The sequence below is a fragment of the Caulobacter sp. genome (assembly GCF_965279145.1).
In the GTDB taxonomy this organism is placed as follows: Bacteria; Pseudomonadota; Alphaproteobacteria; order Caulobacterales; family Caulobacteraceae; genus Caulobacter.
Genome location: NZ_OZ257139.1, coordinates 505,784 through 528,692, shown reverse-complemented (window position 1 = coordinate 528,692; position 22,909 = coordinate 505,784). Strand labels below are relative to the sequence as shown.

Here is a 22,909-nt window from a genome sequence, read left to right as displayed (position 1 = left end):
GCGGCCTCACCCCGCCCGGGCCGTGCGGCGCAGCGCCTGGGGCGGCTGGCCGAACGCCCGGATGAAGGCCCGGCGCATCCGCTCGGGATCGCCAAAGCCGGTCTCCAGGGCCACGTCCTCCACCTGCAGCGGCTGACTGTCGAGCAGGGCGCGGGCGGCTTCGACCCGCAGGCGTTCCACGGCCTTGGCCGGGGTGACGCCGGTCTCGGCGGCGAACAGCCGGGCGAAGTTGCGCGGGCTCATGGCCGCCCGGTCGGCCAGCTGCTCGACGCTGAGGCTTTCGGCCAGATGCTCGCGGGCCCAGGCCAGCAGGGCGTCGAAGCGCTTGGCCTTCAGGTCGATCAGGGCCGAGAACTGCGACTGGCCGCCGGGGCGGCGGTGATAGACCACCAGCTGCTGGGCCACCCGGCGGGCCACGGCCTCGCCCTCGTCGGCGCCGATCAGGGCCAGCGACAGGTCGATGCCGGCGGTGATGCCGGCCGAGCTCCAGATCATGCCGTCCTGGACGAAGATCCTGTCGGGCTCCAACCGGATGGCCGGATAGCGCTTCTGGATGTCTTTCGTCCGGCTCCAGTGGGTGGTGGCGCGCTTTCCGTCCAGCAGACCGGCCTCGGCCAGGATGTAGGTTCCCGAACATACGCTGGCGACCCGGCGGGCTGTCTTCGCGGCGTCACGCACATAGGCCAAGGTGACAGGGCAGGTGGCCGGCGTGTGCACGCCGTCGCCGCCGGCGACGATCAGGGTGTCCAGCGGCGGCGCCTCGGCCAGGCTGATCGTGGCGACGGCCATGCCCGACGAGCTGGCGACCATGCCGCCGTCGCGGGACAGGAAGACCAGGCGGTAGGCCCCCGGCGAGAAGCGCGCGGCGATCTCGAACGTCGCGATCGGGCCGGTGGCGTCCAGCAGCTGGAAGTCCGGATAGACGAGAAAGCCGATCGTGCGGGTCATGGCGGAATCCGAGGGAATTATGTCATTTCCGCCAGACGCTAGGTCGCCGATGATGGAGCGTCAAACGGAGATGTCCCCATGGCTCAAGCTGACGTGCTGAACATCGTCTTCGCCCTGTTTCCGGGCGTCACCCATCTGGATTTCACGGGACCGCACCAGATCCTGTGCCGCCTTCCCGGCGCGAAAGTCACGGTGGCCAGCCTGGACGGCGGCGAGATCGAGGCCGACGGCCTGATCTTCGCGCACCTGCCGCGCCTGACTGACGTGGAGGCGTGCGACGTGCTAGTGGTGCCCGGCGGATTCGGGACCACCCAGGCCATGGGCAATGAGGCCTTCCTCGACCAGATCCGCCGGCTGGCCGGAGGGGCGCGCTATGTCACCTCGGTCTGCACGGGCTCTCTGGTCCTGGGCGCGGCGGGGCTGCTGAAGGGCAAGCGCGCGGCCTGCCATTGGGCGTGGCGCGATCAGCTGTCGCTGTTTGGCGCGATCCCCGACCCGTCGCGGGTGGCGCGGGACGGCAATGTGTTCACCGGCGGCGGGGTGACGGCCGGCATCGACTTCGCCCTGACCATCGCCGCCGAGATCGCCGGCGAGGACGTGGCCCAGGCCATCCAGCTGGCCGTCGAATACGCCCCCGCGCCGCCGTTCGAGGCGGGACGGCCGGAAACGGCGCCGGCCAAGGTGCTGGAGCGGGTGCAGCGGATGTACGGCCAGGGGATGGACGAGCGCCGGGCGGCGGCGGAGAAGGCCGGGGCGCTGGTGTGATCTCGAAATTTGCTTGTCATCCCGGCCGTAGCGCAGCGGAGCGCCGGGACCCAGGGGCTAATGCAATGCGGTTGCCCCTGGGTCCCGGATAGCCTCTGCGAGGCTTCCGGGATGACAAGTTGATGTTGGGCCGGCTTCGACTTTCCCTACACCTCCTCTAGGCTCCCCGCCAAAGCCGGCGAACGACCGGCGCGGGGGAGGGGATGTCATGCGCAAGCCATGGCTGTTGTTCGTGCTGGGTGTGGTTCTGGTGCTGGGCGGAAGCGCGCTGGCCTGGAAGGTGCAGACGGCGGGCGGGATCAAGGTCACCGAGGTGACGTTCCCCGGGGCCGGCGGCACGCCGATGAGCGCCCTGCTCTATGTGCCGAAAAACGCCACGGCACCCACGCCGGCGCCGGGCGTGCTGGCCGTGCACGGCTACATCAATTCCCGCGAGACCCAGAGCGGCTTCGCCATCGAGTTCGCCCGGCGCGGCTATGTGGTGCTGGCCCTGGACCAGACGGGTCATGGCTACAGCGGCGGGGCGGCCTTCTCGAACGGCTTCGGCGGTCCCGACGGGCTGAACTATCTGCGCGGCCTCAAGATCGTCGATCCGAAGAATATCGGGCTGGAGGGCCACAGCATGGGCGGCTGGACGGTGCTGGCCGCCGCCGCGACGATGCCCGACGCCTACAAGGCCGTGGTGCTGGAGGGCTCGTCGACCGGCAAGCCGTTCGCCGCTGACGGCACGCCGACCTGGCCGCGCAACCTGGCGCTGGTCTACAGCCGCTATGACGAGTTCTCCAAGCTGATGTGGGGCGTCGACAAGGCCCGCGACGTCACGACCAGCGCCAAGCTGCGGGCGGTGTTTGGAACGACCGGCGCCATCGAGCCCGGCCGCGTCTATGGCTCGGTCGCCGACGGCACGGCGCGGCTGCTGCGCACGCCGTCGACCACCCATCCGGGCGACCACATCTCGCCCACCGCCATCGGCCACGCCCTGGACTGGTTCGCCCTGACCCTGACGGGCGGCACGCCGCGCCCGGCCGGCGACCAGATCTGGATGTGGAAAGAGGCCGGAACCGGCATCGCCCTGGTCGGGGCGGTGGTGCTGCTGCTGGGAACCTTCGAGCTGCTGCTGGCCCTGCCGCTGTTCGCCCCGCTGCGCCATGCGCCCCAGCCCACCGTGACGCGGCGCGACAGGGGCTGGTGGGGCGCGATGGCGATCACCGCCATCCTGCCGGCCCTGACCTATTTCCCGTTCTTCATCCTGGGCATGCTGGCCCTGAAGCCCAACGCCATCCTCAAGCAGGGGATCACCAACCAGGTGCTGACCTGGGCCGTGCTGGGCGCGCTGCTGACCCTGGCCCTGGGCGCGATCGGCAAGCGGGAGAGGCCGGTCTTCACCCGCCAGCTGCCGCTGTCGATCCTGATCGGCGTCGCCAGTCTGGCGGTGCTGTACGGCGCGCTCGAGCTGGTCCACCGCCTGTTCCTGGTCGATTTCCGCTTCTGGGTGGTGGCGCTGAAGCGCTTCAGCCCGGCCCAGGCGCAACTGGCCCTGGTCTACGTGCTGCCGTTCACCTTCGCCTTCGGGGTGACCCTGCGCACCCTGCTGGCGCGCATCCCGGTGGCGGGCGACAGCGGCGCGAGGCTGTACGCCAGCGCGATCCTGGCGCTCAGCGGCGGCTTCGCCCTGTTGTTGGGCCTGGACTATGGCGCGCTGTTCCTGACCGGCGGCCTGCCCACCGCCTTCGATCCGCTGTCGACCGTGGTGGCCATCCAGTTCCTGCCCCTGACCGCCCTGATCGCGGTGGTCGGCGTCTTCACCTGGCGGCGCACCGGCGGCTACGCGGCGGCCAGCGTCCTCTGCGGCCTGCTGCTGACCTGGTATATGGTGGCGGGAACCGCGACGCAGGTGGCGTGAGGCGGGTTCGAGGCGCGCCGCCGCGCCCGCGTCCTCGCATCGGCGGGGGCGCGGCCCTATATTCGCCTGCTCGCCACCGCCTGGAGCCGCGCCCGTGACCAAGTCCCTGAAGATCGATTTCGTCTCCGACGTCTCGTGCCCGTGGTGCATTGTCGGTCTGGGCGGGCTGGAGACGGCTCTGGAACGGGTGGGCGATCTGGTCGAGGCGCGGATCCATTTCCAGCCCTTCGAGCTCAACCCCAACATGCCGCCCGAAGGCCAGAACATCGTCGAGCACATCGGCGAGAAGTATGGCGCGACGCCCGAGCAGTCGGCCGCCAACCGCAAGGCCATCCACGAGCGCGCCGCCTCGGTGGGCTTCACGATGAAGACCAGCGAGACCAGCCGGATCTACAACACCTTCGACGCCCACCGGCTGCTGCACTGGGCCGGCATCGTGGGCGGGCAGGCGGCCCTGAAGCGGGCGCTGTTCGAGGCCTATTTCACCGACAACCAGAGCCCCGCCGATCACGACGTGCTGGTCGCCGCCGCCGAGAAGGCCGGCCTGGACGGCGCCGCCGCGCGCGAGGTGCTGTCGTCGGGCCAGTACGCCCAGGAGGTGCGCGAGGCCGAGCGCGCCTGGCAGGCGGCCGGCATCACCTCGGTGCCCGCCGTGATCATCAATGACCGCTATCTGATCTCGGGCGGCCAGCCGGCCGAGTATTTCGAGCAGGCGCTGCGCCAGATCGCGGCCGAGGCCTGAGAGGGCGGCCTGAGGTCGGGGCCTGAGGTCGGGTCGGGGCGATTGCGGCGATCCTGCAACAATTCGACCGCGAAATGACCCCAGTCGCGCCGTTGCAAAGCCGGGTTCGCCGCCCAATCTAAGACTCGACGCGGACAACCCGGCTTCCCCCCCCCCGGCCGGCCCCAGCGTCCTTAAAAGCGCAACGCTCGTGCTCCCCCGGCACGGGCGTTGTTCGCGTTCAGCCCACCTTTACGCCCGTCATCGAGATCGCCGCGAAGACGTCGTCGGTGAAGAAGCTGACCGGCTCGTCCTGGCCCTGCGCGCCCAGCACATACAGCAGCGGCAGGTAGTGCTCGGCGCTGTTGATCGAGATCTCGGCGTCGGGGCCCAGGCCCTGCCAGTCGATCAGCGGATCGTGGTCGCCCGCGAGGATCGGGGCCTTGGCCGTCTCGTTGAAGCGTTCGGCCCACGGCGGGGCTTCAGGGCGGCGGAAGTCGGCGGCGCGCAGGTTGTGAACGATGTCGCCGCTGCCGACGAGCAGCACGCCCTCGTCGCGCAGGACGGCTAGCCGCCGGCCGGCCTCATAGTGCCAGCGGTTGGAGCGGTCGCGATCCAGGCTGATCTGCACGACGGGCACGTCGGCGTCCGGATACATTGGCTTCAGCACGCCCCAGGCGCCGTGGTCGAGACCGCGTGAGGGATGCTGCACGACCGGGTCGGGGGACAGGATCTCGCCGATCCGCGCGGCCAGGGCCGGATCGCCCGGCGCCTGGTACCGCACGTCGAACAGGGCCTGCGGAAAGCCGCCGAAGTCGTGGATGGTCTCGGGATGGGCCGCCGCGCTGACGGCGGTGGCGCCGCGCGTCTCCCAGTGGGCGCTGACCATGGCGATGGCGCGCGGCCGGGGCAGGTCGCGACCCAGCCGGGCCCAGGCCTGGCTCCAGTCATTGTCCTCGATGGCGTTCATCGGCGAGCCGTGGCCGACGAACAGGACGGGCATGCGCGACATGGCGATCTCTTTCGACACAGTGATAGTTACAGATAGGCGGCGCGTCGTCTTACCGCAAGATCGAGCCAAACGACGGCTTTTCCGGCGCGGCCGGCTTTGTTAAGGCCATGGTCGTGACCGTTCCTGCTTCGCCTCCTGTCGCGTCAGACGCCGCTCCGATCGCGACCGGTGTGTCCGCGCGCCATCGCGCCGTCCGGGGCGGGGCCCTGGATTTCCTGCGCTTCCTGGCCTCGCTGCTGATCGTGCTCTACCACTTCGGGGCCGAGAGCCCGATGCGGATCGAGCGCTTCCATCAGGTGTTCTCGCGCGGCTTCCTGGCCACCGACTTCTTCCTGATGCTGTCGGGCTATGTGCTGGGCCGGGCCTATGGCGCCTCGACCCTGTCGGGAAAGATCACGCCGGCCCGTTTCTGGCTGCGCCGCGCCGCCCGCGTCTGGCCCGGGCACCTGATGGTGCTGGCGGCCATGGCGGTGCTGGTGCTGATCCTCAACACCATCGGCACCGACGCCCACAAGCCCTCGCGCTTCGCCTGGGACCAGCTGCCGGTCCAGGCCCTGCTGATCCACGCCTGGGGCTTTCCCAGCGACGGCTGGAACCTGCCCAGCTGGTCGCTGTCGGCCCTGATCGTCTGCTACGCGATCTTTCCGTTCATGTGGAAGGCCGCCAACAAGATCCGCCATCCCGTGGTCCTGCCGCTGATCGGCCTGGTGACGGTGATCCTGTTCGAGGTGGTGGCGCGCCTTGGCTTCCACCACGCCCTGGCCGACCTGCAGTTCCAGTTCGGCGTGGTGCGCGCCCTGCCGCTGTTCGTGCTGGGCGTCTGCCTGGCCCGCGCGGTCGAGATGGACTGGCCCTCGGAAAAGGCCGCCCGCGCCCTGCTGTTCGGCGGCATCGGCCTGCTGGTGGTCTGGCAGTTCCTGGACCGCTACGCCCTGCCTGACGTGCTGATCTTCGACCTGCCCAGCCTTTTCGCCATCGCCTGCATCGTGCTGGGGGCCGGCCGCCTGCCGGTGAAGAAGCCCCGCGCCTGGATCGAGGAGGGCGCCAAGTTGTCGTTCGCCCTGTTCATCACCCACATTTTGGTGGGGGTGATCTACTGGAGCGCGGTGCACAAGCTGATCGAGAAGGTGCCGATCGGCATCGGCTGGCAGTGGCTGATGTGGCTGGCCGGCTTCCCGCTGGCCTATGGCGTGGCGTGGCTGTTCCACACCTATATCGACCAGCCGCTGCAGGACCGGCTGGCGCCGTGGCTGCGGAAGACCTGATTTCCCAGACCAAAAACCTTGTCATCCCGGGCGGCGAAGCCGACCCGGGATGACAAGAAATTTCTGGATTCGTCATCAACCGACTTCGTCTTGTTAGTTCCGCGCGCTAACACCGGCCCCATGACCCGTCTGATCCCCCTCCAAGGCGTCGAGAATCTCCGCGACTATGGCGACTACGCCGCCGGTGTGGGCCGTCTGAAGCGGGGGGTGCTGTATCGCGCCGCCCACCAGTCCCAGGCCACCGACGAGGACCTGGCCGTGCTGGCCGGCCTGAACCTGGCCACCCTGGTCGACCTGCGCCGGCCCAACGAGCGCGAGCGCGACCCGTCGCGGCGCTGGGAGGGCTTCGCCGTCGAGGTCATCGAGAACGACCAGGGCTCGCCGGATGATCCCTGGCACACCTTCCTGCACAGCTCGGACCTGAGCGTTCAGTCGATCCACGACTACATGGTCGAATATTATCGCCGCCTGCCGTTCAAGGAGCGGCACATCGACCTGTTCCGCCGCTACTTCCTGGCCCTGGCGGAAGGGCGCGGGCCGGTGCTGATCCACTGCGCGGCGGGCAAGGACCGCACCGGCGTGCTGGCGGCCCTGACCCACCACGTGGCCGGCGTGTCGGACGACGACGTCATCGACGACTATCTGCTGACCAATGACGACAGCCGCTTTGAACGGCGCGGGCCCAAGTTCATGGCCGCCATTCAAGAGGCCACCGGCCGCACTCCGTCCGAGGCGGCGATGCGCGCGGCGATGGGCGTGGAAGCCGACTACCTGGCCGCCGCCTTCGCGGTGATCAAGGACCAGCACGGCTCGCTGGACGGCTATCTGGAGCAGGCGCTGGAGCTGGACGCCGCCACGCGCGAGGCGGTCAGGGCGCATATTCTTCTGTAGGTCCCCGCTTTCCCGGCGAAAGCCGGGATCCAGATCGAACCCGGAGCGTGGTTCGAACGGGCCGCGTTTGTAGGCGCGTCATCCCCAAACGCTCGGGCTGAATCTGGGCCCCGGCGTTGGCTTCGCCGCCCTTCGGGTCGCCGGGGAGACGGATGATAGGGTGGTGACAAACGCTCGTTTAAACGCCACGCTCTACCCAAGCGACCGCACAAGACGGCGCTCTGATTAGGGTAGGGCATGAACGAGACCACAGGCACGCCGCCGGGCTTGGCGGATGTTGCGTCGGACGGCGACCTGCTGCCGATCGGCAAGCCGCAGCCGCTGTCGAAGGGCGGGCTCAGCTGGATCCTGCACCAGGGCTCGCGCGACGCCTATGTCGTGCTGATCACCATCTATATCTTCGCGCCGTATTTCTCGCGGGTGCTGGTCGGCGATCCGGTCAAGGGCCAGGCGGCCGTGGCCGACATCGCCACCGCCTATGGCGCCCTGACCGCCGTCACCGCGCCGATCCTGGGGGCCTCTATCGAGCGCTATGGCCCGCGCAAGCCGTTCCTGATCGGCATCCTGGCGATCATGATCCCGCTGCTGCTGATGCTGTGGTTCGCCCAGCCGAACGGCGGCCCGTCGGTGGCCCTGATCGGCCTGGCCCTGATCGTGCTGGGCGTGACCTATAACTGGGGCGACGTCCTCCACAACTCTCTGCTGTCGCGCGCCGCCGAGCGCGGGCAGGAGCCGCTGCTGTCGGGCCTGGGCTACGCCATGGCCAACGGCCTGTCGGTCAGTCTGCTGATCTTCATGATGTGGGGCTTCGTGCTGCCCGGCGCGGTGCACTGGCCGGGCGTGCCGGCCGCGCCGCTGTTTGGTCTGCCGACCGCCAATCACGAACCCGCCCGCCTGTCGGGACCGCTGGCCGGCGCGGTGATGCTGCTGGGCGCGATCCCGTTCCTGCTGTGGACGCGCGACGCCTCCCGCACCGGCCGCACGATGATCCAGAGCCTGGGCGACGGGGTGAAGTTGCTGCTCGATATCTTCGGCAACCTCAAGGGCCACAAGGACGTCGCCACCTTCCTGGCCGCGCGCATGTTCTATTGCGACGGCATGACCGCCCTGCTGATCTTCGGCGGTCTGCTGGCCGCCGGCCTGATGAAGTGGGGCGAGCTGGAGATGCTGGCCTATGGCATATCGCTGTCGATCTTCGGCGTGCTGGGCGGGCTGATCGCGCCCTGGCTCGACAAGACCCTGGGGCCGCGCCGCGCGGTGCAGGTCGAGATCCTCGGCTGTCTGGCCGTGCTGGCGGGCACCCTGGGCATGGGTCGCGACAAGATCCTCTATTTCTGGCCCTATGACGCAGCCGCCCATGGACCGGTGTGGAACGGCCCCCTGTTCCGCACCCTGCCCGAGCTGATCTATCTGGGCCTGGGCCTGCTGATCGCGGTGTTCGTCACCGCCCAGTACGCCTCCAGCCGCACCCTGCTGGTGCGCCTGGCGCCGCCGGACCGCATCGCGGCCTTCTTCGGCCTGTTCTCGCTGTCGGGCACGGCCACCGTGTGGCTGGGCTCGCTGCTGGTGGCGCTGGCGACCAAGATCTTTCACAGCCAGGTCGGCGGCTTCCTGCCGATCGCCGGACTGCTGTTCCTGGGCGTGGTGGGGCTGTTCTTCGTCAAGGGCGGGGAACGGCAGGCGTGAGGTGATCCTCCCCCTGAAGGGGGAGGTGGTCGCGAAGCGACCGGAGGGGGAAGTCGGCAGAGGTTCCGCTGAACCTTCCCTCTCCGTCGGCTGCGCCGACAGCTCTCCCTTCAGGGAGAGGATTTCTGTACATACCCCGCCATGCGCCGCGTCGTCCTTCATTCCGCCCCGTGGCGCGAGCCGGTCTGGGCGCTGCAGCCCTTCCGGGACGAGGTCCACGCCTGCGCCCTGCTGTCGGGGGGCGGTGAGCGGTGGTCGTATCTGCTGCGCGCGCCGGACGCGGTGCTGACGATCGACGCCGCCGATCCGCGTGATCCGTTCCAGGCCCTGGCGGCCCTGATCGGCAAGCGCCTGCCCGCCGATCCCGAGGGGCCGCCGTTCCAGGGCGGCGTCATTGGCCTGGGCGCCTATGAGCTGGGCGAGCGGGTCGAGGCTCTGGGTCTTGGCCGCACGGGCTGGCCCGACCTGACCTGCGCCCGCTATCCGGCTTTGCTGGCCTTCGACCATCGCGAGCGCCGCGTGGTCGCTGTCGGCCGGGGCGACACCGACGCGGAGGCCGGCGCGCGGGCCAGGGCGGCCCTGGCCTGGCTGGACGCGCCGGTCGATGCGCGGCCGCCGGTCGAGGGCGCGCTGTGCTCGGCGCTCCACGCCACCGATGGCGAGGCCTACGAGGTCGCCGTGGCCGATGTCGTGGGCCGCATCCATGCCGGCGAGATCTTCCAGGCCAATATCGCCCGCGCCTGGACCGGGCGGCTGGCGCCTGGGGCCGATCCGTTCGACCTGTTCACGCGGCTGCGCGCCCAGAGCCCGGCCCCCTTCTCGGCCTACTGGCGGCTGGAGGGCAGGGCGCTGGTCTCCAACTCGCCCGAACGGTTCCTGAAGGTCGCGCCCGACGGGGCCATCGAGACCAAGCCGATCAAGGGCACGCGCCCGCGCGGCGCCACGCCCGCCGAAGACGCCCGCCAGGCGTCCGAGCTGTCGGCCAGCGCCAAGGACCGGGCCGAGAACCTGATGATCGTCGACCTGATGCGCAACGACCTGGCCCGGGTCAGCCCGCCAGGCAGCGTCAGGGCGCCCGAGCTGTTCCGGGTCGAGACCTTCGCCAATGTCCACCATCTGGTCTCGACCGTGACCGCGCGGCTGAGCCCGGGACTGGGTGTCGCCGACCTGCTGCGGGCCAGTTTCCCGCCGGGCTCGATCACCGGCGCGCCCAAGGTCCAGGCCATGAAGGTGATCGCCGGCCACGAGCCGCCGCGCGGGCCCTATTGCGGCTCGCTGTTCTGGGCCGGCTTCGACGGCGGGTTCGACTCCAGCGTACTGATCCGCACCGTGGGGCTGCAGCGGGACGCCGCCGGCTGGACGCTGGAAGCGCGGGCCGGGGCGGGCATCATCGCCGACAGCGATCCCCACGCCGAGCGGCTGGAGACCGAGACCAAGATCGCCGCCCTGAAACGCGCCCTGACGGAGACCGCCGGATGATCCCGCTGGACGATCGCGGCCTGCTGCTGGGCGATGGCCTGTTCGAGACGATGCTGGCGCTGGACGGCGCGATCCCGCTGATCGAGGCGCATCTGGACCGCATGGCCGGCGGCTGCGCCACGCTGGGCCTGCCCGCCCTGGATCGCGACGCCGCCCGCGCGCTGTGTGTGGAGGCCGCGCCGCCGGCGGGTCGCGCGGCTGTGCGGCTGACCCTGACGGCGGGGTCGGGTGGTCGGGGGCTGGATCGGCCGGACCCGGTCGCGCCGCGCCTGCTGGCGACCGCCGCTGTCTCGCCGCCGGTCCAGACGCCCGCCGCCCTGATCGTCGCCGCCGCCCGCCGCAACGAGGGTTCGCCCGCTTCGCGCCTGAAGACCCTGTCCTATCTCGACAACGTGCTGGCCCGGGCCGAGGCCTGGGCGGCCGGCGCCGACGAGGCGGTGATGCTGAACAATCGCGGCGAGCTCGCCTGCGCCGGGGCGGCCAACCTGTTCTGGATCGAGGGCGAGCGGGTGTTCACCCCGGCGCTGTCGTGCGGGGTCCTGGCGGGGATCACGCGGGGTCGGCTGCTGGGGATGATCACGGTGGCCGAGGTCGCGGCCGACGCGGCGCGGCTGGACGCGGCCGACGCGGTGTTCCTGACCAACAGCCTGATCGGGGTGCGGCCGGTGTCGCGCCTGGGCCAGCGGACCTTCGCGCCGCACGCCCTGGTGACGCGGCTGGCGCGGGACGTGGTCTAGAGCGGGTTTGCTTCAGATTGAATCGCGCATCCAAATTTCCCGTCTCCCCGGCGAATGCCGGGGCCCAGGTGAAACCCACGAGACGCTCCGGATGAATCTGGGTCCCGGCCGGAGTTTATCCTCGGGCGCGCGCTTTGCGCGACCCGGGGGCCGGGAAGACGGAGATTTGGGGCGGTCGCTTCGATGTAAACCAAACGTCTTCTAGCCGGTCACCTTCATCACCGTCTCCGACCGGCGGGGGCGCAGGTAGTAGGTGCGGTAGAAGTTCAGGGTCCGGGGCATCACGAACTTGATCGGCGAGACATAGGCATAGCTGGTCTTGGCCATGATGACGCTCTGGCTGGCCGGCAGCACGCCGGCCGGCACGACGCTGGCGGCCAGCACCGCGCCCTTGGCCGGGCAGTTGGCGTGGCTGTTGTAGGTGACGGACCAGTCGACCGTGTCCTTGCCCGTGGCGTCGGACGAGACGCTGACCAGGCACATGCGCAGGCTGGTGGTCGGAAACGGCGCCATGATCGCGTTGCCGATCGCGAAGATGTCGGCGGCCTTGGTGTCGCTGAGCTGGGCGTTCTGGGCCACCAGGTCGCCGATCGAGGCGGCGATGTTGCTGACCCGCCTTTGCGCCATCATCGCCTGGATCGCTTCGGCCATGCCGCAATAGAAGATCACCATCACGGGGGCGATCAGGGCGAACTCTACGGCCGAGACGCCGCGACGGTCGCGCCAGAAGCCGGCCAGGCGTGAGCGGCGGGGGGTCAGGTGGTCGGGCATGTCACGGGCGTCGCGGGGGTGTCGGAATAGGGTTCGTTGGAAAAGGCCGACGCGGCCGTGATCATCCGCTTGCCGTTCGCGGTCTGCAGGCCGGTCTGCAGCAGGGGCGTGATCAGCGGCCAGTTGTAATAGGCGCGCACCAGCACGATCGAGCCGGGGCCACCCGGGTCCCAGCAGGTGGTGTTGGGCTTGGCGGCGTTGAGCGCGGTGGCCGAGGCCGAGAAGCCGGTGAAGGTGCGCACGTCGACGCTCAGCGCGCTGGAGCAGGCCGCCCCGACCCAGCTCATCCTGCCGCACATGGCGGTCTTGAAGGTCGCGGCGTTGCCGCCGGCGGTCTGCAACTCGCCGGTGCGGATCTGGCGGCCGGTGTCGATCACCGCGTTCTCCAGCGTCACCGAGACCAGGAACACCAGACCCAGCTCGATGGTCGCGAAGATCAGCAGAAAGAAGGGAATGGAGACGAAGGCGAACTCCACCGTCGTGGCGCCGTCGCGCGCGCGGGCGAAGCGCGCCAGCAGGCCGTATCGACGCCGTAAACGATGAAGTCGCGAGACTTCGGCCATGACAGGGAGATCCGCTTCCACGTCCGCCATCGAGGGCGGATGAACCCATCCTAGGGCCGCGACCCTAATCAGTCGTTTAGCGTGCCTACGCGCGTGCGCGTGCGAGTCCTTATACAGGCGTGGCGCTAGTTGCCGGCGCGGGGCGACAGGCGGGCGCACTGCTCGCCGCAGGCATAGTTCGCCGGAGCGGTCACGCCGCGATAGACGGTGATCGCGCCGGCGGCGTCGGAGACCATCACCTGGCGATCGCTCAGCGCGCGGCCGGCGGCGTCGAAGGCCAGAACGGTGGTCATGCCCGCGCGCTTGCCCATCACCACCAGGGTGCGTTCGTTGACGACGCTGACATCGGCGACCGTGGGGTCGCCGACCACGACGTCGCGCACGGGTCCGCTCAGGCCGATCCGCACGGCCTGGCCGGTCGCGAGCGACAGGTTTTCAGCATGGGCGGCGGCGCCCGCGAAGGCGAAAACGGCGGCGAAAGCGAGCGACAGGCGGCGCATTGCGGTTCCAATTCGGTGTCCGGACCCCGCGGACACTGACTTTGAATGGTCAACAAAAGACTAAATCCGCCCGGGGCGCGACAACGTGACCATCCTCGAAATCATTGATTCAAAAGGCTTTGATCCTCGATTTCCGAGTCACGGTTAAGAGGAAGTAATAGTAAATACAAATAAACCAAGAGAAAAATGTCGAAAACTATTCCTGCGTTTACTGGCAATTAAGCGAGTTGGGGGAAATTGATCGTGTTTTCGGGGGTGAGCAAGTCAACACGGCTTGAAGACCTCAAAATCAATCAACGATGATTTAGGAGATCAAGTTATGTCGAAGTTCTTCACCCGCTTCCTGAATGACGAATCCGGCGCCACGGCCATCGAATATGGCCTGATCGTCGCCCTGATCGCCGTCGTGATCGTGACCGCCGTCACCACGCTGGGCACCAACCTGAAGGCCACCTTCACCAAGGTCGGCACCACGGTCAGCACGGCCAACGCCGCCAGCTAAGACCGGCCTCAGGCCTCGAAAAAAGAGGGCCGGAGCCCCACCGTTCCGGCCCTTTTTCTTGAAACGACTGCCTTGGTTTCCCAGGCTCAGGAGGGTTGATGTCCAGATTTCTGGTTCGTTTTCTGAAGGATGAGGCCGGCGCCACCGCCATCGAGTATGGCCTGATCGTCGCCTTGATCGCCGTCGTGATCGTGACCGCCGTCACGACGTTGGGAACCAACCTGAAGGCCACCTTCACCAAGGTCGGAACCAAGATCGCCACGGCCAACGCCGCCAGCTAGCCGGCTTGCTCGCAGCGGCAAGGAAAACAGGGTCGGAACCTCGGTTCCGGCCCTTTTCTTTGGTCTGTATTCGACAGTTATAGTTACCGAAAATAAGTCGTCGTATTAACTCTGTATTACAGGTTTGAAAGCACTTACTTAATACTGTTGCCGTAGTGTCTAGTTCATAAGTTCAAGCCCTGGAGATTCTCCCATGACCAGCTTCATCAAGTCCTTCCTGAATGACGAATCCGGCGCCACGGCCATCGAATATGGCCTGATCGTCGCCCTGATCGCCGTCGTGATCGTGACCGCCGTCACCACGCTGGGCACCAACCTGAAGGCCACCTTCACCAAGGTCGGCACCACGGTCAGCACGGCCAACGCCGCCAGCTAAGACGGTCGGCCCGTGGGCCGACCCGGCAATAAGCCGAACTCGAAAACGGGAAGGTCGCGACAGTCATGTCGCGGCCTTTTCCGCATCTTGGGCCAGGGTTGGAAACCCTTGCTTCACCTGATCGTCCCAGAATGGGGCGGTTAACAAGGCGAGCCGCGATGCACCTGATCCAGATTTCGTTGCTGATGATCTTTCCGGCCCTGGCCATCGTGGCCGCCCTGAAGGACGTCACCAGCTACACCATTCCCAACTGGATCTCGCTGGCCCTGATCGCCGCCTTCTTCCCGACGGCGCTGGTCAGCGGCGCGACCTGGCCGGCCATCGGCCTGTGCCTGGCGATCGGCGTGGGCGGTCTTCTCCTCGGAATGGGTATGTTCGCGGCCGGCTGGATCGGTGGCGGCGACGCCAAGCTTTTCGCCGCCTCGGCCCTGTGGATCGGCTGGCCCGCCGCCGTGCCGTTCATGCTGGCCACTGGCCTGGCGGGCGGCGCGTTGACCTTCGGCATCCTGGCCCTGCGCTCGGGCTGGCTCGAGCCGGTGCTGGCCGGAAGCCCCGCCTGGCTGCGCAAGCTGGGCGCCCAGGGCGGCGATATCCCCTATGGCGTGGCCATCGCGGCCGGCGCCCTGGCGACCTTCCCGCAGGGCGCTCTCGCCTCGGCCATTCTGGGCTGAACAGGGCTCGTCCCGCGTCAGCCTGTCGCGCTGGCATATCGACTCACGGCTCCAAAACTTTAGCCGGTGTTAACCATGCGCGGGCGACGAAGAGCGTGGCCAGAAAGGCTGTCTGACGAATCGCGCACGCCGCCCTGAAGGGCGCCTGCTCGAGAATCCTCGCTTCTCGTCGCGAAAGCCGTGCCCGCGTTATGAATCCTGTTCGCCTCCTGATCGTTCTGGTCGCCGCTGTTTCGGCCATCGGCCTGGCCGTGGTGATGCAGCGCGCCATGGGCGGCAAGCCCGCCGCCGCGCCGTCCGCCGCGGTCGCGCCGGTCGCCGGCAAGCCCATGACCCAGGTCCTGGTGGCCAAGCGCGACCTGGCGATCGGCGACCGTCTGACCGGCGACGACGTCACCTGGCAGGCCTGGCCGACCGAGGCCGTCAATGCCGCCTTCATCACCAATGGCGCGGCCCAGCCCAAGCCCCAGGGCGCCGCCAAGGTCACCGCCGCGGCCGCCATCGCGGCCAGCGACATGATTGGCGGCGTCGATCCGGCCAAGGCCGTCGAGGGCGCGATCGTCCGCGACCCGATCCTGACCGGCGAACCCATCACCCCCCGCAAGATCGTCCGTGGCGGCGACGGCGGCTATCTGTCGGTCGTGCTGTCGCCCGGCAAGCGCGCCATGGCCGTGCCCATCACCTCCGAAACCGCCGTCGGCGGCTTCATCCTGCCCGGCGACCGGGTGGATGTGCTGCAGACCCGCGAAGAGGTCGGTCCCACCGGCGACGGCGGCTCCGGCAAGGTGATGATCGCCGAGACCATCCTGGAAAACGTCCGCGTTCTGGCGCTGGACCAGAGCACCGCCGCCGAGAAGGACGCCAAGTCCATCGTCGCGGCCACCGCCACCATCGAGGTCGGCCCCATCGACGCCGAGGCCCTGACCAAGGCCAAGGCCGGCGGGCCCGTCACCCTGGCCCTGCGCGCCTATACCGACCTGGGCGGACCGTCCGGGGTCACGACCCGCGCCGCGCGCCGCAAGCCGGGCGAGGACAACCTCGTTCGCATCAATCGTGGCGGCGAGACCACCAACGTCTCGGTGCGCCCATGAGCCGTTCCACCATGATCCGTCGCCTTCTCACCGCGAGCACCGCCGGCCTTCTGGCGCTCAGCTCGGCCTCGCCGCTGCTCGCCGACGGTCCCGTCGGGGGCTCGCACGTCTACCGGCCCGCCGCCAAGGCAGTTCGCCCAGCGTGGCAGCCCGCGCCCGTCGCCTCCGCCCCGCTGCCCGCGCCCGACCAGGTGCTGAGCATCGACCTGACCGCCGGGGCCGGCGCCCGCGTGGTGGACCTGCCGGTGGGCAAGTCGGCGATCATCGAGCTGCCGGTCGACGTGCGCGACATGCTGGTGACCAATCCGCTGGTGGCCGACGCGGTCCTGCGCAATCCCCGCCGCATCTATCTGCTGGGCCTGAAGTCGGGCTCGACCGACGCGGTGTTCTTCGACGAGGCCGGCCGCAAGATCCTGCAACTGGCCATCCGCGTCGACCAGGACACCGGCCTGCTGGCCGCCACGCTGAAGAACGTCCTGCCCTCGGGAACGATCAAGGTCTCGCCGGTCAACGACAGCGTCATCCTCAGCGGCCTGGTGATGAACGCCGCCGACTCCGACAAGGCCTCGCGCATCGCCGCCCAGTTCGTGTCCAGCCCCGACAAGGTGCTGAACATGCTCAGCATCGCTGGCAAGGACCAGGTGATGCTGGAAGTGCGCATCGTCGAGGTGCAGCGCAACGTGATCAAGCAGCTGGGCGTCGACCTGAACGCCGTGCTGGGCCAGCTGGGCAGCGATCAGTTCTCGTTCGGCATGTCGCCCACCTACGGCGTCAACGGCAGCCTGCTGGGCGGTGTCAGGGGCGGCTACAACGTCAACACCACCAGCCAGCCGACCAACCTGGTGCCCAGCCTGTTCGGCATGATTCCGGGCGGACAGTCGGGCGTGTCGTTGCTGAACTATCTGCAGCGCTTCCTGACGAACGACAGCAGCCTGACCTCGGCTCAGAGCACCTGGCTGGGCTCCTACGCCAATTCCATCGCCGGCAAGACCACGGCCGTCGTCGGCTCCGGCGCCAGCGCCGTGACCTATACGATGAAGGATGTCGGGATTTCGGCGGCCTCGCTGTCGTCCGACGTGCAGAACTTCCTCTCGGGCGGCTCGGGTACGACCGGCAATGACGCCAAGAACCTGTGGATCCAGAACTTCCTGACCAATGTGAACACGGTCACGCCGGGTACGGGCTTCTACCAGGACAAGGGCAACCCTCTTGCCAGCGTCACCAGCGGGCTGGCGGGCAGCGATAACGTCAACTCCGCCAAGGCGATGATCCAGGCGTTCGAACGGGTGGGGCTGGTCCGCACCCTTGCCGAGCCGAACCTCACCGTCCTGTCGGGCGAGGGCGGCAAGTTCCTGGCCGGCGGGGAATTCCCTGTCCCGGTCGCGGCCGACAACACCGGCAAGATCACCATCGAGTTCAAGCCCTACGGCGTGGGTCTGGGCTATACGCCGGTCGTGATGTCGGGCGGCCGCATCTCGCTGAAGCTGTCGACCGAGGTGTCGGAGCTGACCAGCCTGGGCGCCTATTCGGTTCAGACCGCCACCAACATCCTGGTCGTGCCGGGCCTGACGGTGCGCCGCGCCGAGACCACGGTCGAGCTGCCCTCGGGCGGTTCGCTGATGATCGCCGGCCTGCTGCAGCAGACCACCAAGCAGACCATCGACGCGATCCCGGGCATGACCAGCATGCCGATCCTGGGCTCGCTGTTCCGGTCGCGCGACTTCCTGAACGGCGAGACGGAGCTGGTGATCATCATCACCCCCTACATCGTCGATCCCACCCGCCCGCAGAACCTGCAGACCCCGGCCGACGGCCTGCGGATCGCCGGCGACATGAGCACGACCCTGCTGGGTCGACTGAACAAGGTGGTCAAGGCTCCGGCCGGCGCCAATGCGGGCCGCGCCTATCAGGGCCCCGTCGGCTATGTGATCGAGTGAGGACGCGGACATGATCAGGCAACCCGTGAACCGCATCCTCCAGGCCGCCCTTGTCGGCGCCGCGCTGATCAGCCTGTCGGCCTGCGCCACCGTGGCGGAAGACAAGGCCGCGCCGGAACAGCCGCCCCGCCTGGAAGCCGACAAGTGGACCAACCGGATCAAGGTCGACGGCCATGCCGACGAGATCCTGCTGGCCGCCCATGCCTCGGGCCTGTCGGCCAATCAGGACCAGGCCCTGCGGGCGCTGGTCGGCCGCTGGCTGTCGGCGGAAGCCCGCGAGATCGTGGTCAGCGCCCCGGTCGGCGGCGGTGATCCGGCCGCGTCCGGCCGCATGGCCGTCGACGTGCGCGAACGCCTCGTCATGCTGGGCGCCCCCGGCGCCCAGGTGCGGGTGATCGGCTATGACGCCGCCGGCCAGGCCGCCGCGCCGCTGCGCGTAGGCTTCGAATATTTCGTCGCCGAGGGGCCCAAGTGCGGTCAGCACTGGGAGAACCTGGCCGCGACGCGGAAGAACGAGGTCTATGACAATTTCGGGTGCTCGCTCGCCGCGAACCTGGCCGCCCAGGTCGCCAATCCTGAAGACCTGATCCGGCCGCGCGACAGCACCCCCGCCGACGCCGCCCGCCGCGACACGGTGTTCGGCAAGTACCGCAAGGGCGAGATCACCTCGTCGGCCAAGGACGATCAGGCCACCGGCGCCATTTCCAAGGCGATCAACTGATGCCGCGGCAACCTTCCGATCAAGACCCCTTCGATCTGGGCTTCGACGCCGACGACGAGTTCACCTCGGTCGGCTCCGATCCCTGGCGCTCGTCCGCTCCGGCCCTGACGCCGGCGATCGAAGGCGCGGAGGATCCCTTCGCGGCCTTCCCGCCGGCCCGGCCACGCGACGAGCGGCCCTCTGCGCTGGACGATCCGTTCGCCGCTCCGGCCGCCGCCCGTCAGGCCCAGGCCCAGGCCGCCCGCGCCGCCGCGCCGCTTCCGCCGTCGATCATGGCGCAGGCCGCGGCTTCGGCGGCCGCGCCGGTTCAGCAGCGCCCTGTCGCCGACCCGACGCCGCCGATGCCCGAACCGGCCACCCATGCCGGCCATGACAGCCTGTCGGGCGCCGATGCGGCCCTGGGCGAGGTGGCGGTGCCGCGCATCACCATCCACGCCTTCTGCGTCCGGCCCGAGACCGCCGCGCTGGTCGAGACCGCCGCCGCCGACCGCCGCATGGCCCGCGCCTCGACCACCGTGCGGACGGGTGGCCTCGACGCCGCCGTCGAGCTCTATCAGAACCAGTCGACGCCCTCGCTGGTGCTGGTGGAAAGCCATGACGGCGCTCAGCGCCTGCTGCACCTGCTCGACAGCCTGGCCCAGGTCTGCGACCCGGGCACCAAGGTCGTGGTGATCGGCCAGACCAACGACATCGCCCTCTATCGCGAGCTGATGCGGCGCGGCGTCAGCGAGTATCTGACCCAGCCGCTGGGGCCGCTGCAGATCATCCGCGCGGTGTCCGGACTGTATGCCGATCCGTCGGCCCCCTTCGTCGGCCGCCAGGTGGCGTTCGTCGGCGCCAAGGGCGGGGTAGGGGCCTCGACCATCGCCCACAACTTCGCCTGGTCGATGGCCGAGCGGATGCAGACGGCCACGGTGATCGTCGACCTGGACCTGCCGTTCGGCACCGCCGGCCTCGACTTCAACCAGGACCCGCTGCAGGGCGTGATCGACGCCCTGACCCAGCCCGAGCGCCTGGACCCCGTCCTGATGGACCGGATGATGGTGCGCTGCGGTGACCGCCTGTCGCTGTTCGCCGCCCCGGCCACCCTGGACCAGGACTACGACATCGGCGCCGACGCCTATGAGGAAGTCACCCAGAAGATCCGCGGCGCCGCGCCCTTCGTGGTGCTGGATCTGCCCCACAGCTGGGCGGCCTGGACCCGGCGGGTGCTGATCGGCTCCGACGATCTGGTCGTGGTCGCCACGCCGGATCTGGCCAGCCTGCGCAACGCCAAGAACATCGTCGACCTGGTGCGCCAGGCCCGTCCCAACGACGCCCCGCCGCGCCTCGTGCTGAACCAGGTGGGCGTGCCCGGCCGTCCCGAGATCCCGGTCAAGGACTTCGGCGAAGCCCTGGGCGTGACGCCGTCTCTGGTTCTGCCGTTCGATCCCAAGTCGTTCGGCCAGGCCGCCAACAACGGCCAGATGGTCGGCGAGGTGGCGCCCAAGTCCAAGGCCGCCGAGGGCATCGACCACCTGGCCCAGCTGATCAGCCGCCGCGAACCGCCAAAGCTCCAGAAAGCTTCGATGCTGTCTGGCCTGTTCAGGAAGAAGTAGCGACGGATGTTCGGCAAGCGCGACCAGAACCCCGCCACGGACCGGCAGGCCCCGCCCCCGGCGCCTGTCGACGGAAGCGCGATCGCCACGCGTCCGCAGCGGGTCGAGCCGGCGGCCGAACGGGCGGGCGAACGCGGCGCGCCGACCGCCAAGGTCGCCACGCCCAAGCAGACCCCGGGCCTGGAGCAGTTGCGCGCGGCCCAGGGCGCGCCGCCCACGACCACGATCGTTCGTGAGCAGAGCGACTACTACCACGCCACCAAGACCGTCATCTTCAACGCGCTGCTCAACACCATCGACCTGAGCCAGCTGGCCCAGCTGGACGTCAAGCAGGCCGCCGAGGAGATCCGCGACATCGTCGCCGAGCTGGTGGCGATCAAGAACGTCTCGATGTCGGTGGCCGAGCAGGAGCACCTGGTCCAGGACATCATCAATGATGTCCTCGGCTATGGCCCGCTGGAGCCGCTGCTGGCCCGCGACGACATCGCCGACATCATGGTCAACGGCGCCCACCGCGTGTTCATCGAAGTGGGCGGCAAGGTCCAGCTGACCAATGTCCGCTTCCGCGACAACATGCAGCTGATGAACATCTGCCAGCGGATCGTCAGCCAGGTCGGTCGCCGCGTCGATGAAAGCAGCCCGATCTGCGACGCCCGCCTGCCCGACGGCAGCCGCGTCAACGTCATCGCCCCGCCCCTGGCTCTGGATGGTCCCACCCTGACCATCCGGAAGTTCAAGAAGGACAAGCTGACGATGAAGAACCTGGTCGACTACAAGTCCATCAGCCCGGAAGGGGCGCGGGTTCTGGGCGTCATCGGCGCCTGCCGCTGCAACATCGTCATCTCCGGCGGTACGGGCTCGGGCAAGACCACCCTGCTCAACACCCTGACCGCCTTCATCGACCCGACCGAGCGGGTGGTGACCTGCGAGGACGCCGCCGAACTGCAGCTGCAGCAGCCGCACGTGGTGCGTCTGGAAACCCGGCCCGCCAACCTGGAAGGCTCGGGCGCGGTGACCATGCGCGACCTGGTCAAGAACTGCCTGCGGATGCGTCCCGAGCGGATCATCGTCGGTGAAGTCCGGGGGCCGGAGGCGTTCGACCTCCTGCAGGCCATGAACACCGGCCACGACGGCTCGATGGGCACGCTGCACGCCAACAGCCCGCGTGAAGCCATCAGCCGGATCGAGAGCATGATCACCATGGGCGGCTACGGCCTGCCCTCCAAGACGATCAAGGAAATGATCGTCGGCTCGGTCGACGTCATCGTCCAGGCCGCTCGCCTGCGCGACGGCACGCGCCGCATCACCCACATCACCGAGGTGGTGGGCCTGGAAGGCGACGTGATCGTCACCCAGGATCTGTTCGTCTACGAGATCACCGGTGAGGACGCTGACGGCAAGGTGATCGGCAAGCACCGCTCGACCGGCATCGCCCGGCCCCGGTTCTGGGACCGCGCCCGCTATTACGGCCTGGAGCGCGAGCTGGCCGAAGCCCTCGACGCGGCGGAGTAGCCCATGCTGTTCGTGATCGCCGGCGTTCTGGGCTTCATCACCATCACGGCGCTGGGCTTCGCCCTGGCCGGCGGCGATCCCAACGCCGCACGCGCCGCCAAGCGGGCCCAGATCATCGTCGGCGCCGCGCCGCGCGAGGCCGCCCGGGCCAAGGCCGCCGCCAATACGCCCGACGCCCGCCGCAAGCAGATCCTCAAGACCCTCAAGGAACAGGATCGCCAGCAGAAGAAGGCCTCGCTGACCATCGCCGCGCGCCTGCGCCAGGCGGGACTGGGAGAGAAGGTCCAGAACTTCTGGATCGTCAGCGGCGTCATCGCCGTCACGGTCTTCCTGCTGGTGCTGCTGCTGCGCCAGACCGCGCTGGTCGCCCTGGGCGCGGCCTTCGCCGCCGGCTTCGGCCTGCCGCGCTGGGTCGTCGGCATGCTGGCCAAGGCCCGCACCAAGAAGTTCACCGAGGCCTTTTCCGACGCCATCGACATCATCGTGCGCGGCATCAAGTCGGGCCTGCCGGTCCATGACTGTCTGAAGATCATCGGCAAGGAATGTCCCGAGCCCCTGGCCGGCGAGTTCCGCATCATGACCGAGAACGTCGGCATGGGCATGCCGATGACCGACGCGCTTGAGCGCATGTACGAGCGCATGCCGACCAACGAGCTGCGCTTCTTCGCCATCGTGCTGTCGATCCAGGCCAAGACCGGCGGCAACCTGGCCGAGGCGCTGGGCAACCTGTCGACCGTGCTGCGCGCCCGCAAGCTGATGGGCGAGAAGATCAAGGCGCTGTCGGCCGAAGCCGTGGCCTCGGCCTTCATCATCGGCTGCCTGCCGCCCGGCGTGGTGGTGCTGATCACCGTGACCTCGCCGGCCTATATGCAGCCCCTGTTCACCGACCCGCGCGGACACCTGATGCTGCTGGCCGGCGGCATCTGGATGAGCATCGGCATCTTCGTGATGCGCAAGATGATCAACTTCAAGTTCTAGG

Annotated in this window: 22 protein-coding genes and 2 pseudogenes; 19 read left to right on the top strand and 5 right to left on the bottom strand. The window is 68.7% G+C overall.

Features of this window, described 5'->3' with window-relative positions; all coding sequences use genetic code 11:
• Positions 1-6 precede the first annotated feature (6 nt).
• A complete protein-coding gene (locus ACQY9P_RS02570) occupies positions 7-948 on the bottom strand; it encodes a GlxA family transcriptional regulator (RefSeq protein ID WP_421736816.1) in 942 nt (313 codons plus the stop codon).
• A 78-nt stretch (positions 949-1,026) separates the two neighbouring features.
• Here ACQY9P_RS02570 and ACQY9P_RS02565 point away from each other — a divergent pair, with 78 nt between their 5' ends.
• The 4 genes and pseudogenes from ACQY9P_RS02565 to ACQY9P_RS02550 all read left to right on the top strand — a co-directional run bounded on the left by ACQY9P_RS02565 (position 1,027) and on the right by ACQY9P_RS02550 (position 4,358).
• Positions 1,027-1,713, top strand: a complete 687-nt coding sequence (locus ACQY9P_RS02565) for a DJ-1/PfpI family protein (protein ID WP_421736817.1) — start codon at positions 1,027-1,029, stop codon at positions 1,711-1,713.
• A pseudogene (locus ACQY9P_RS02560) lies at positions 1,710-1,802 on the top strand (hypothetical protein); the annotation flags it as partial. The gene ACQY9P_RS02565 and the pseudogene ACQY9P_RS02560, both read left to right, overlap by 4 nt.
• Positions 1,803-1,921: 119 nt before the next feature.
• The gene (locus ACQY9P_RS02555) at positions 1,922-3,616 is read left to right on the top strand and encodes an alpha/beta hydrolase family protein (protein WP_421736818.1); all 1,695 of its coding nucleotides are present in this window, start codon (positions 1,922-1,924) and stop codon (positions 3,614-3,616) included.
• Between the two features lie 94 nt (positions 3,617-3,710).
• Complete coding sequence (locus tag ACQY9P_RS02550) at positions 3,711-4,358, top strand: DsbA family oxidoreductase (RefSeq protein WP_421736819.1); 648 nt, start codon at positions 3,711-3,713, stop codon at positions 4,356-4,358.
• Positions 4,359-4,578: 220 nt separating this feature from the next.
• On the opposite strand, the gene ygiD is transcribed toward ACQY9P_RS02550, so the two are convergent.
• Positions 4,579-5,349: a 4,5-DOPA dioxygenase extradiol gene (gene ygiD, locus ACQY9P_RS02545; protein ID WP_421736820.1), complete on the bottom strand. Its 771-nt coding sequence runs from the start codon at positions 5,347-5,349 to the stop codon at positions 4,579-4,581.
• Between the two features lie 107 nt (positions 5,350-5,456).
• Between ygiD and ACQY9P_RS02540 the strand changes: the two genes are divergently transcribed.
• The 5 genes and pseudogenes from ACQY9P_RS02540 to ACQY9P_RS02520 all read left to right on the top strand — a co-directional run bounded on the left by ACQY9P_RS02540 (position 5,457) and on the right by ACQY9P_RS02520 (position 11,407).
• On the top strand, positions 5,457-6,614 hold the full coding sequence (locus ACQY9P_RS02540; RefSeq protein ID WP_421736821.1) for an acyltransferase family protein: 1,158 nt from the start codon (positions 5,457-5,459) through the stop codon (positions 6,612-6,614).
• Between the two features lie 120 nt (positions 6,615-6,734).
• Entirely contained in the window at positions 6,735-7,505 is a 771-nt protein-coding gene (locus ACQY9P_RS02535; RefSeq protein ID WP_421736822.1) for a tyrosine-protein phosphatase, read from the top strand.
• A 237-nt stretch (positions 7,506-7,742) separates the two neighbouring features.
• The gene (locus tag ACQY9P_RS02530; RefSeq protein ID WP_421736823.1) at positions 7,743-9,191 is read left to right on the top strand and encodes an MFS transporter; all 1,449 of its coding nucleotides are present in this window, start codon (positions 7,743-7,745) and stop codon (positions 9,189-9,191) included.
• Positions 9,192-9,329: 138 nt separating this feature from the next.
• Positions 9,330-10,670, top strand: a pseudogene (gene pabB / locus ACQY9P_RS02525) (aminodeoxychorismate synthase, component I); the annotation flags it as partial.
• A complete protein-coding gene (locus ACQY9P_RS02520) occupies positions 10,667-11,407 on the top strand; it encodes an aminotransferase class IV (RefSeq protein ID WP_421736824.1) in 741 nt (246 codons plus the stop codon). The pseudogene pabB and the gene ACQY9P_RS02520, both read left to right, overlap by 4 nt.
• 201 nt (positions 11,408-11,608) lie before the next feature.
• Here the strand turns inward: ACQY9P_RS02520 and ACQY9P_RS02515 are convergent, their stop codons facing one another.
• The 3 genes from ACQY9P_RS02515 to ACQY9P_RS02505 form a co-directional block, all read right to left on the bottom strand.
• Positions 11,609-12,178, bottom strand: a complete 570-nt coding sequence (locus tag ACQY9P_RS02515; RefSeq protein ID WP_421736825.1) for a TadE/TadG family type IV pilus assembly protein — start codon at positions 12,176-12,178, stop codon at positions 11,609-11,611.
• Positions 12,163-12,741 carry a TadE/TadG family type IV pilus assembly protein gene (locus tag ACQY9P_RS02510; RefSeq protein WP_421736826.1) on the bottom strand — a complete coding sequence of 193 codons (579 nt, stop codon included), beginning with the start codon at positions 12,739-12,741 and terminating at the stop codon, positions 12,163-12,165. The genes ACQY9P_RS02515 and ACQY9P_RS02510 overlap by 16 nt, the downstream gene beginning before the upstream one ends.
• 125 nt (positions 12,742-12,866) lie before the next feature.
• Positions 12,867-13,241, bottom strand: coding sequence for a pilus assembly protein N-terminal domain-containing protein (locus ACQY9P_RS02505; RefSeq protein WP_421736827.1), 375 nt, complete (start codon positions 13,239-13,241; stop codon positions 12,867-12,869).
• A 319-nt stretch (positions 13,242-13,560) separates the two neighbouring features.
• Here ACQY9P_RS02505 and ACQY9P_RS02500 point away from each other — a divergent pair, with 319 nt between their 5' ends.
• The 10 genes from ACQY9P_RS02500 to ACQY9P_RS02455 all read left to right on the top strand — a co-directional run bounded on the left by ACQY9P_RS02500 (position 13,561) and on the right by ACQY9P_RS02455 (position 22,908).
• On the top strand, positions 13,561-13,743 hold the full coding sequence (locus tag ACQY9P_RS02500; RefSeq protein ID WP_421736828.1) for a Flp family type IVb pilin: 183 nt from the start codon (positions 13,561-13,563) through the stop codon (positions 13,741-13,743).
• Between the two features lie 98 nt (positions 13,744-13,841).
• Positions 13,842-14,024, top strand: coding sequence for a Flp family type IVb pilin (locus ACQY9P_RS02495; protein ID WP_421736829.1), 183 nt, complete (start codon positions 13,842-13,844; stop codon positions 14,022-14,024).
• A gap of 193 nt (positions 14,025-14,217) precedes the next feature.
• Positions 14,218-14,400 (top strand): Flp family type IVb pilin, encoded by a 183-nt coding sequence (locus ACQY9P_RS02490; RefSeq protein WP_421736830.1) that lies wholly within the window; start codon positions 14,218-14,220, stop codon positions 14,398-14,400.
• 158 nt (positions 14,401-14,558) lie between these two features.
• A complete protein-coding gene (locus ACQY9P_RS02485; protein ID WP_421736831.1) occupies positions 14,559-15,071 on the top strand; it encodes an A24 family peptidase in 513 nt (170 codons plus the stop codon).
• Between the two features lie 191 nt (positions 15,072-15,262).
• Positions 15,263-16,162: a Flp pilus assembly protein CpaB gene (gene cpaB, locus ACQY9P_RS02480; RefSeq protein ID WP_421736833.1), complete on the top strand. Its 900-nt coding sequence runs from the start codon at positions 15,263-15,265 to the stop codon at positions 16,160-16,162.
• Between the two features lie 11 nt (positions 16,163-16,173).
• A complete protein-coding gene (locus ACQY9P_RS02475; RefSeq protein WP_421736834.1) occupies positions 16,174-18,099 on the top strand; it encodes a type II and III secretion system protein family protein in 1,926 nt (641 codons plus the stop codon).
• Between the two features lie 10 nt (positions 18,100-18,109).
• Positions 18,110-18,820 (top strand): CpaD family pilus assembly protein, encoded by a 711-nt coding sequence (locus ACQY9P_RS02470; RefSeq protein ID WP_421736835.1) that lies wholly within the window; start codon positions 18,110-18,112, stop codon positions 18,818-18,820.
• On the top strand, positions 18,820-20,418 hold the full coding sequence (locus ACQY9P_RS02465; RefSeq protein ID WP_421736836.1) for an AAA family ATPase: 1,599 nt from the start codon (positions 18,820-18,822) through the stop codon (positions 20,416-20,418). The genes ACQY9P_RS02470 and ACQY9P_RS02465 overlap by 1 nt, the downstream gene beginning before the upstream one ends.
• Positions 20,419-20,424: 6 nt before the next feature.
• On the top strand, positions 20,425-21,930 hold the full coding sequence (locus ACQY9P_RS02460; protein ID WP_421736837.1) for a CpaF family protein: 1,506 nt from the start codon (positions 20,425-20,427) through the stop codon (positions 21,928-21,930).
• A 3-nt stretch (positions 21,931-21,933) separates the two neighbouring features.
• A complete protein-coding gene (locus ACQY9P_RS02455) occupies positions 21,934-22,908 on the top strand; it encodes a type II secretion system F family protein (protein WP_421736838.1) in 975 nt (324 codons plus the stop codon).
• Position 22,909 lies beyond the last annotated feature (1 nt).

Coding starts and splice junctions, on each gene's coding strand:
- ACQY9P_RS02520 (WP_421736824.1), top strand. CDS start 10,667: ATGATCCCGCTGGACGATCGCGGCCTGCTGCTGGGCGATGGCCTGTTC.
- ACQY9P_RS02510 (WP_421736826.1), bottom strand. CDS start 12,741: ATGGCCGAAGTCTCGCGACTTCATCGTTTACGGCGTCGATACGGCCTG.
- ACQY9P_RS02505 (WP_421736827.1), bottom strand. CDS start 13,241: ATGCGCCGCCTGTCGCTCGCTTTCGCCGCCGTTTTCGCCTTCGCGGGC.
- ACQY9P_RS02530 (WP_421736823.1), top strand. CDS start 7,743: ATGAACGAGACCACAGGCACGCCGCCGGGCTTGGCGGATGTTGCGTCG.
- ACQY9P_RS02465 (WP_421736836.1), top strand. CDS start 18,820: ATGCCGCGGCAACCTTCCGATCAAGACCCCTTCGATCTGGGCTTCGAC.
- ACQY9P_RS02485 (WP_421736831.1), top strand. CDS start 14,559: ATGCACCTGATCCAGATTTCGTTGCTGATGATCTTTCCGGCCCTGGCC.
- ygiD (WP_421736820.1), bottom strand. CDS start 5,349: ATGTCGCGCATGCCCGTCCTGTTCGTCGGCCACGGCTCGCCGATGAAC.
- ACQY9P_RS02555 (WP_421736818.1), top strand. CDS start 1,922: ATGCGCAAGCCATGGCTGTTGTTCGTGCTGGGTGTGGTTCTGGTGCTG.
- ACQY9P_RS02460 (WP_421736837.1), top strand. CDS start 20,425: ATGTTCGGCAAGCGCGACCAGAACCCCGCCACGGACCGGCAGGCCCCG.
- ACQY9P_RS02475 (WP_421736834.1), top strand. CDS start 16,174: ATGATCCGTCGCCTTCTCACCGCGAGCACCGCCGGCCTTCTGGCGCTC.
- ACQY9P_RS02500 (WP_421736828.1), top strand. CDS start 13,561: ATGTCGAAGTTCTTCACCCGCTTCCTGAATGACGAATCCGGCGCCACG.
- ACQY9P_RS02470 (WP_421736835.1), top strand. CDS start 18,110: ATGATCAGGCAACCCGTGAACCGCATCCTCCAGGCCGCCCTTGTCGGC.
- ACQY9P_RS02490 (WP_421736830.1), top strand. CDS start 14,218: ATGACCAGCTTCATCAAGTCCTTCCTGAATGACGAATCCGGCGCCACG.
- ACQY9P_RS02455 (WP_421736838.1), top strand. CDS start 21,934: ATGCTGTTCGTGATCGCCGGCGTTCTGGGCTTCATCACCATCACGGCG.
- ACQY9P_RS02565 (WP_421736817.1), top strand. CDS start 1,027: ATGGCTCAAGCTGACGTGCTGAACATCGTCTTCGCCCTGTTTCCGGGC.
- ACQY9P_RS02570 (WP_421736816.1), bottom strand. CDS start 948: ATGACCCGCACGATCGGCTTTCTCGTCTATCCGGACTTCCAGCTGCTG.
- ACQY9P_RS02540 (WP_421736821.1), top strand. CDS start 5,457: ATGGTCGTGACCGTTCCTGCTTCGCCTCCTGTCGCGTCAGACGCCGCT.
- ACQY9P_RS02515 (WP_421736825.1), bottom strand. CDS start 12,178: ATGCCCGACCACCTGACCCCCCGCCGCTCACGCCTGGCCGGCTTCTGG.
- ACQY9P_RS02535 (WP_421736822.1), top strand. CDS start 6,735: ATGACCCGTCTGATCCCCCTCCAAGGCGTCGAGAATCTCCGCGACTAT.
- cpaB (WP_421736833.1), top strand. CDS start 15,263: ATGAATCCTGTTCGCCTCCTGATCGTTCTGGTCGCCGCTGTTTCGGCC.
- ACQY9P_RS02495 (WP_421736829.1), top strand. CDS start 13,842: ATGTCCAGATTTCTGGTTCGTTTTCTGAAGGATGAGGCCGGCGCCACC.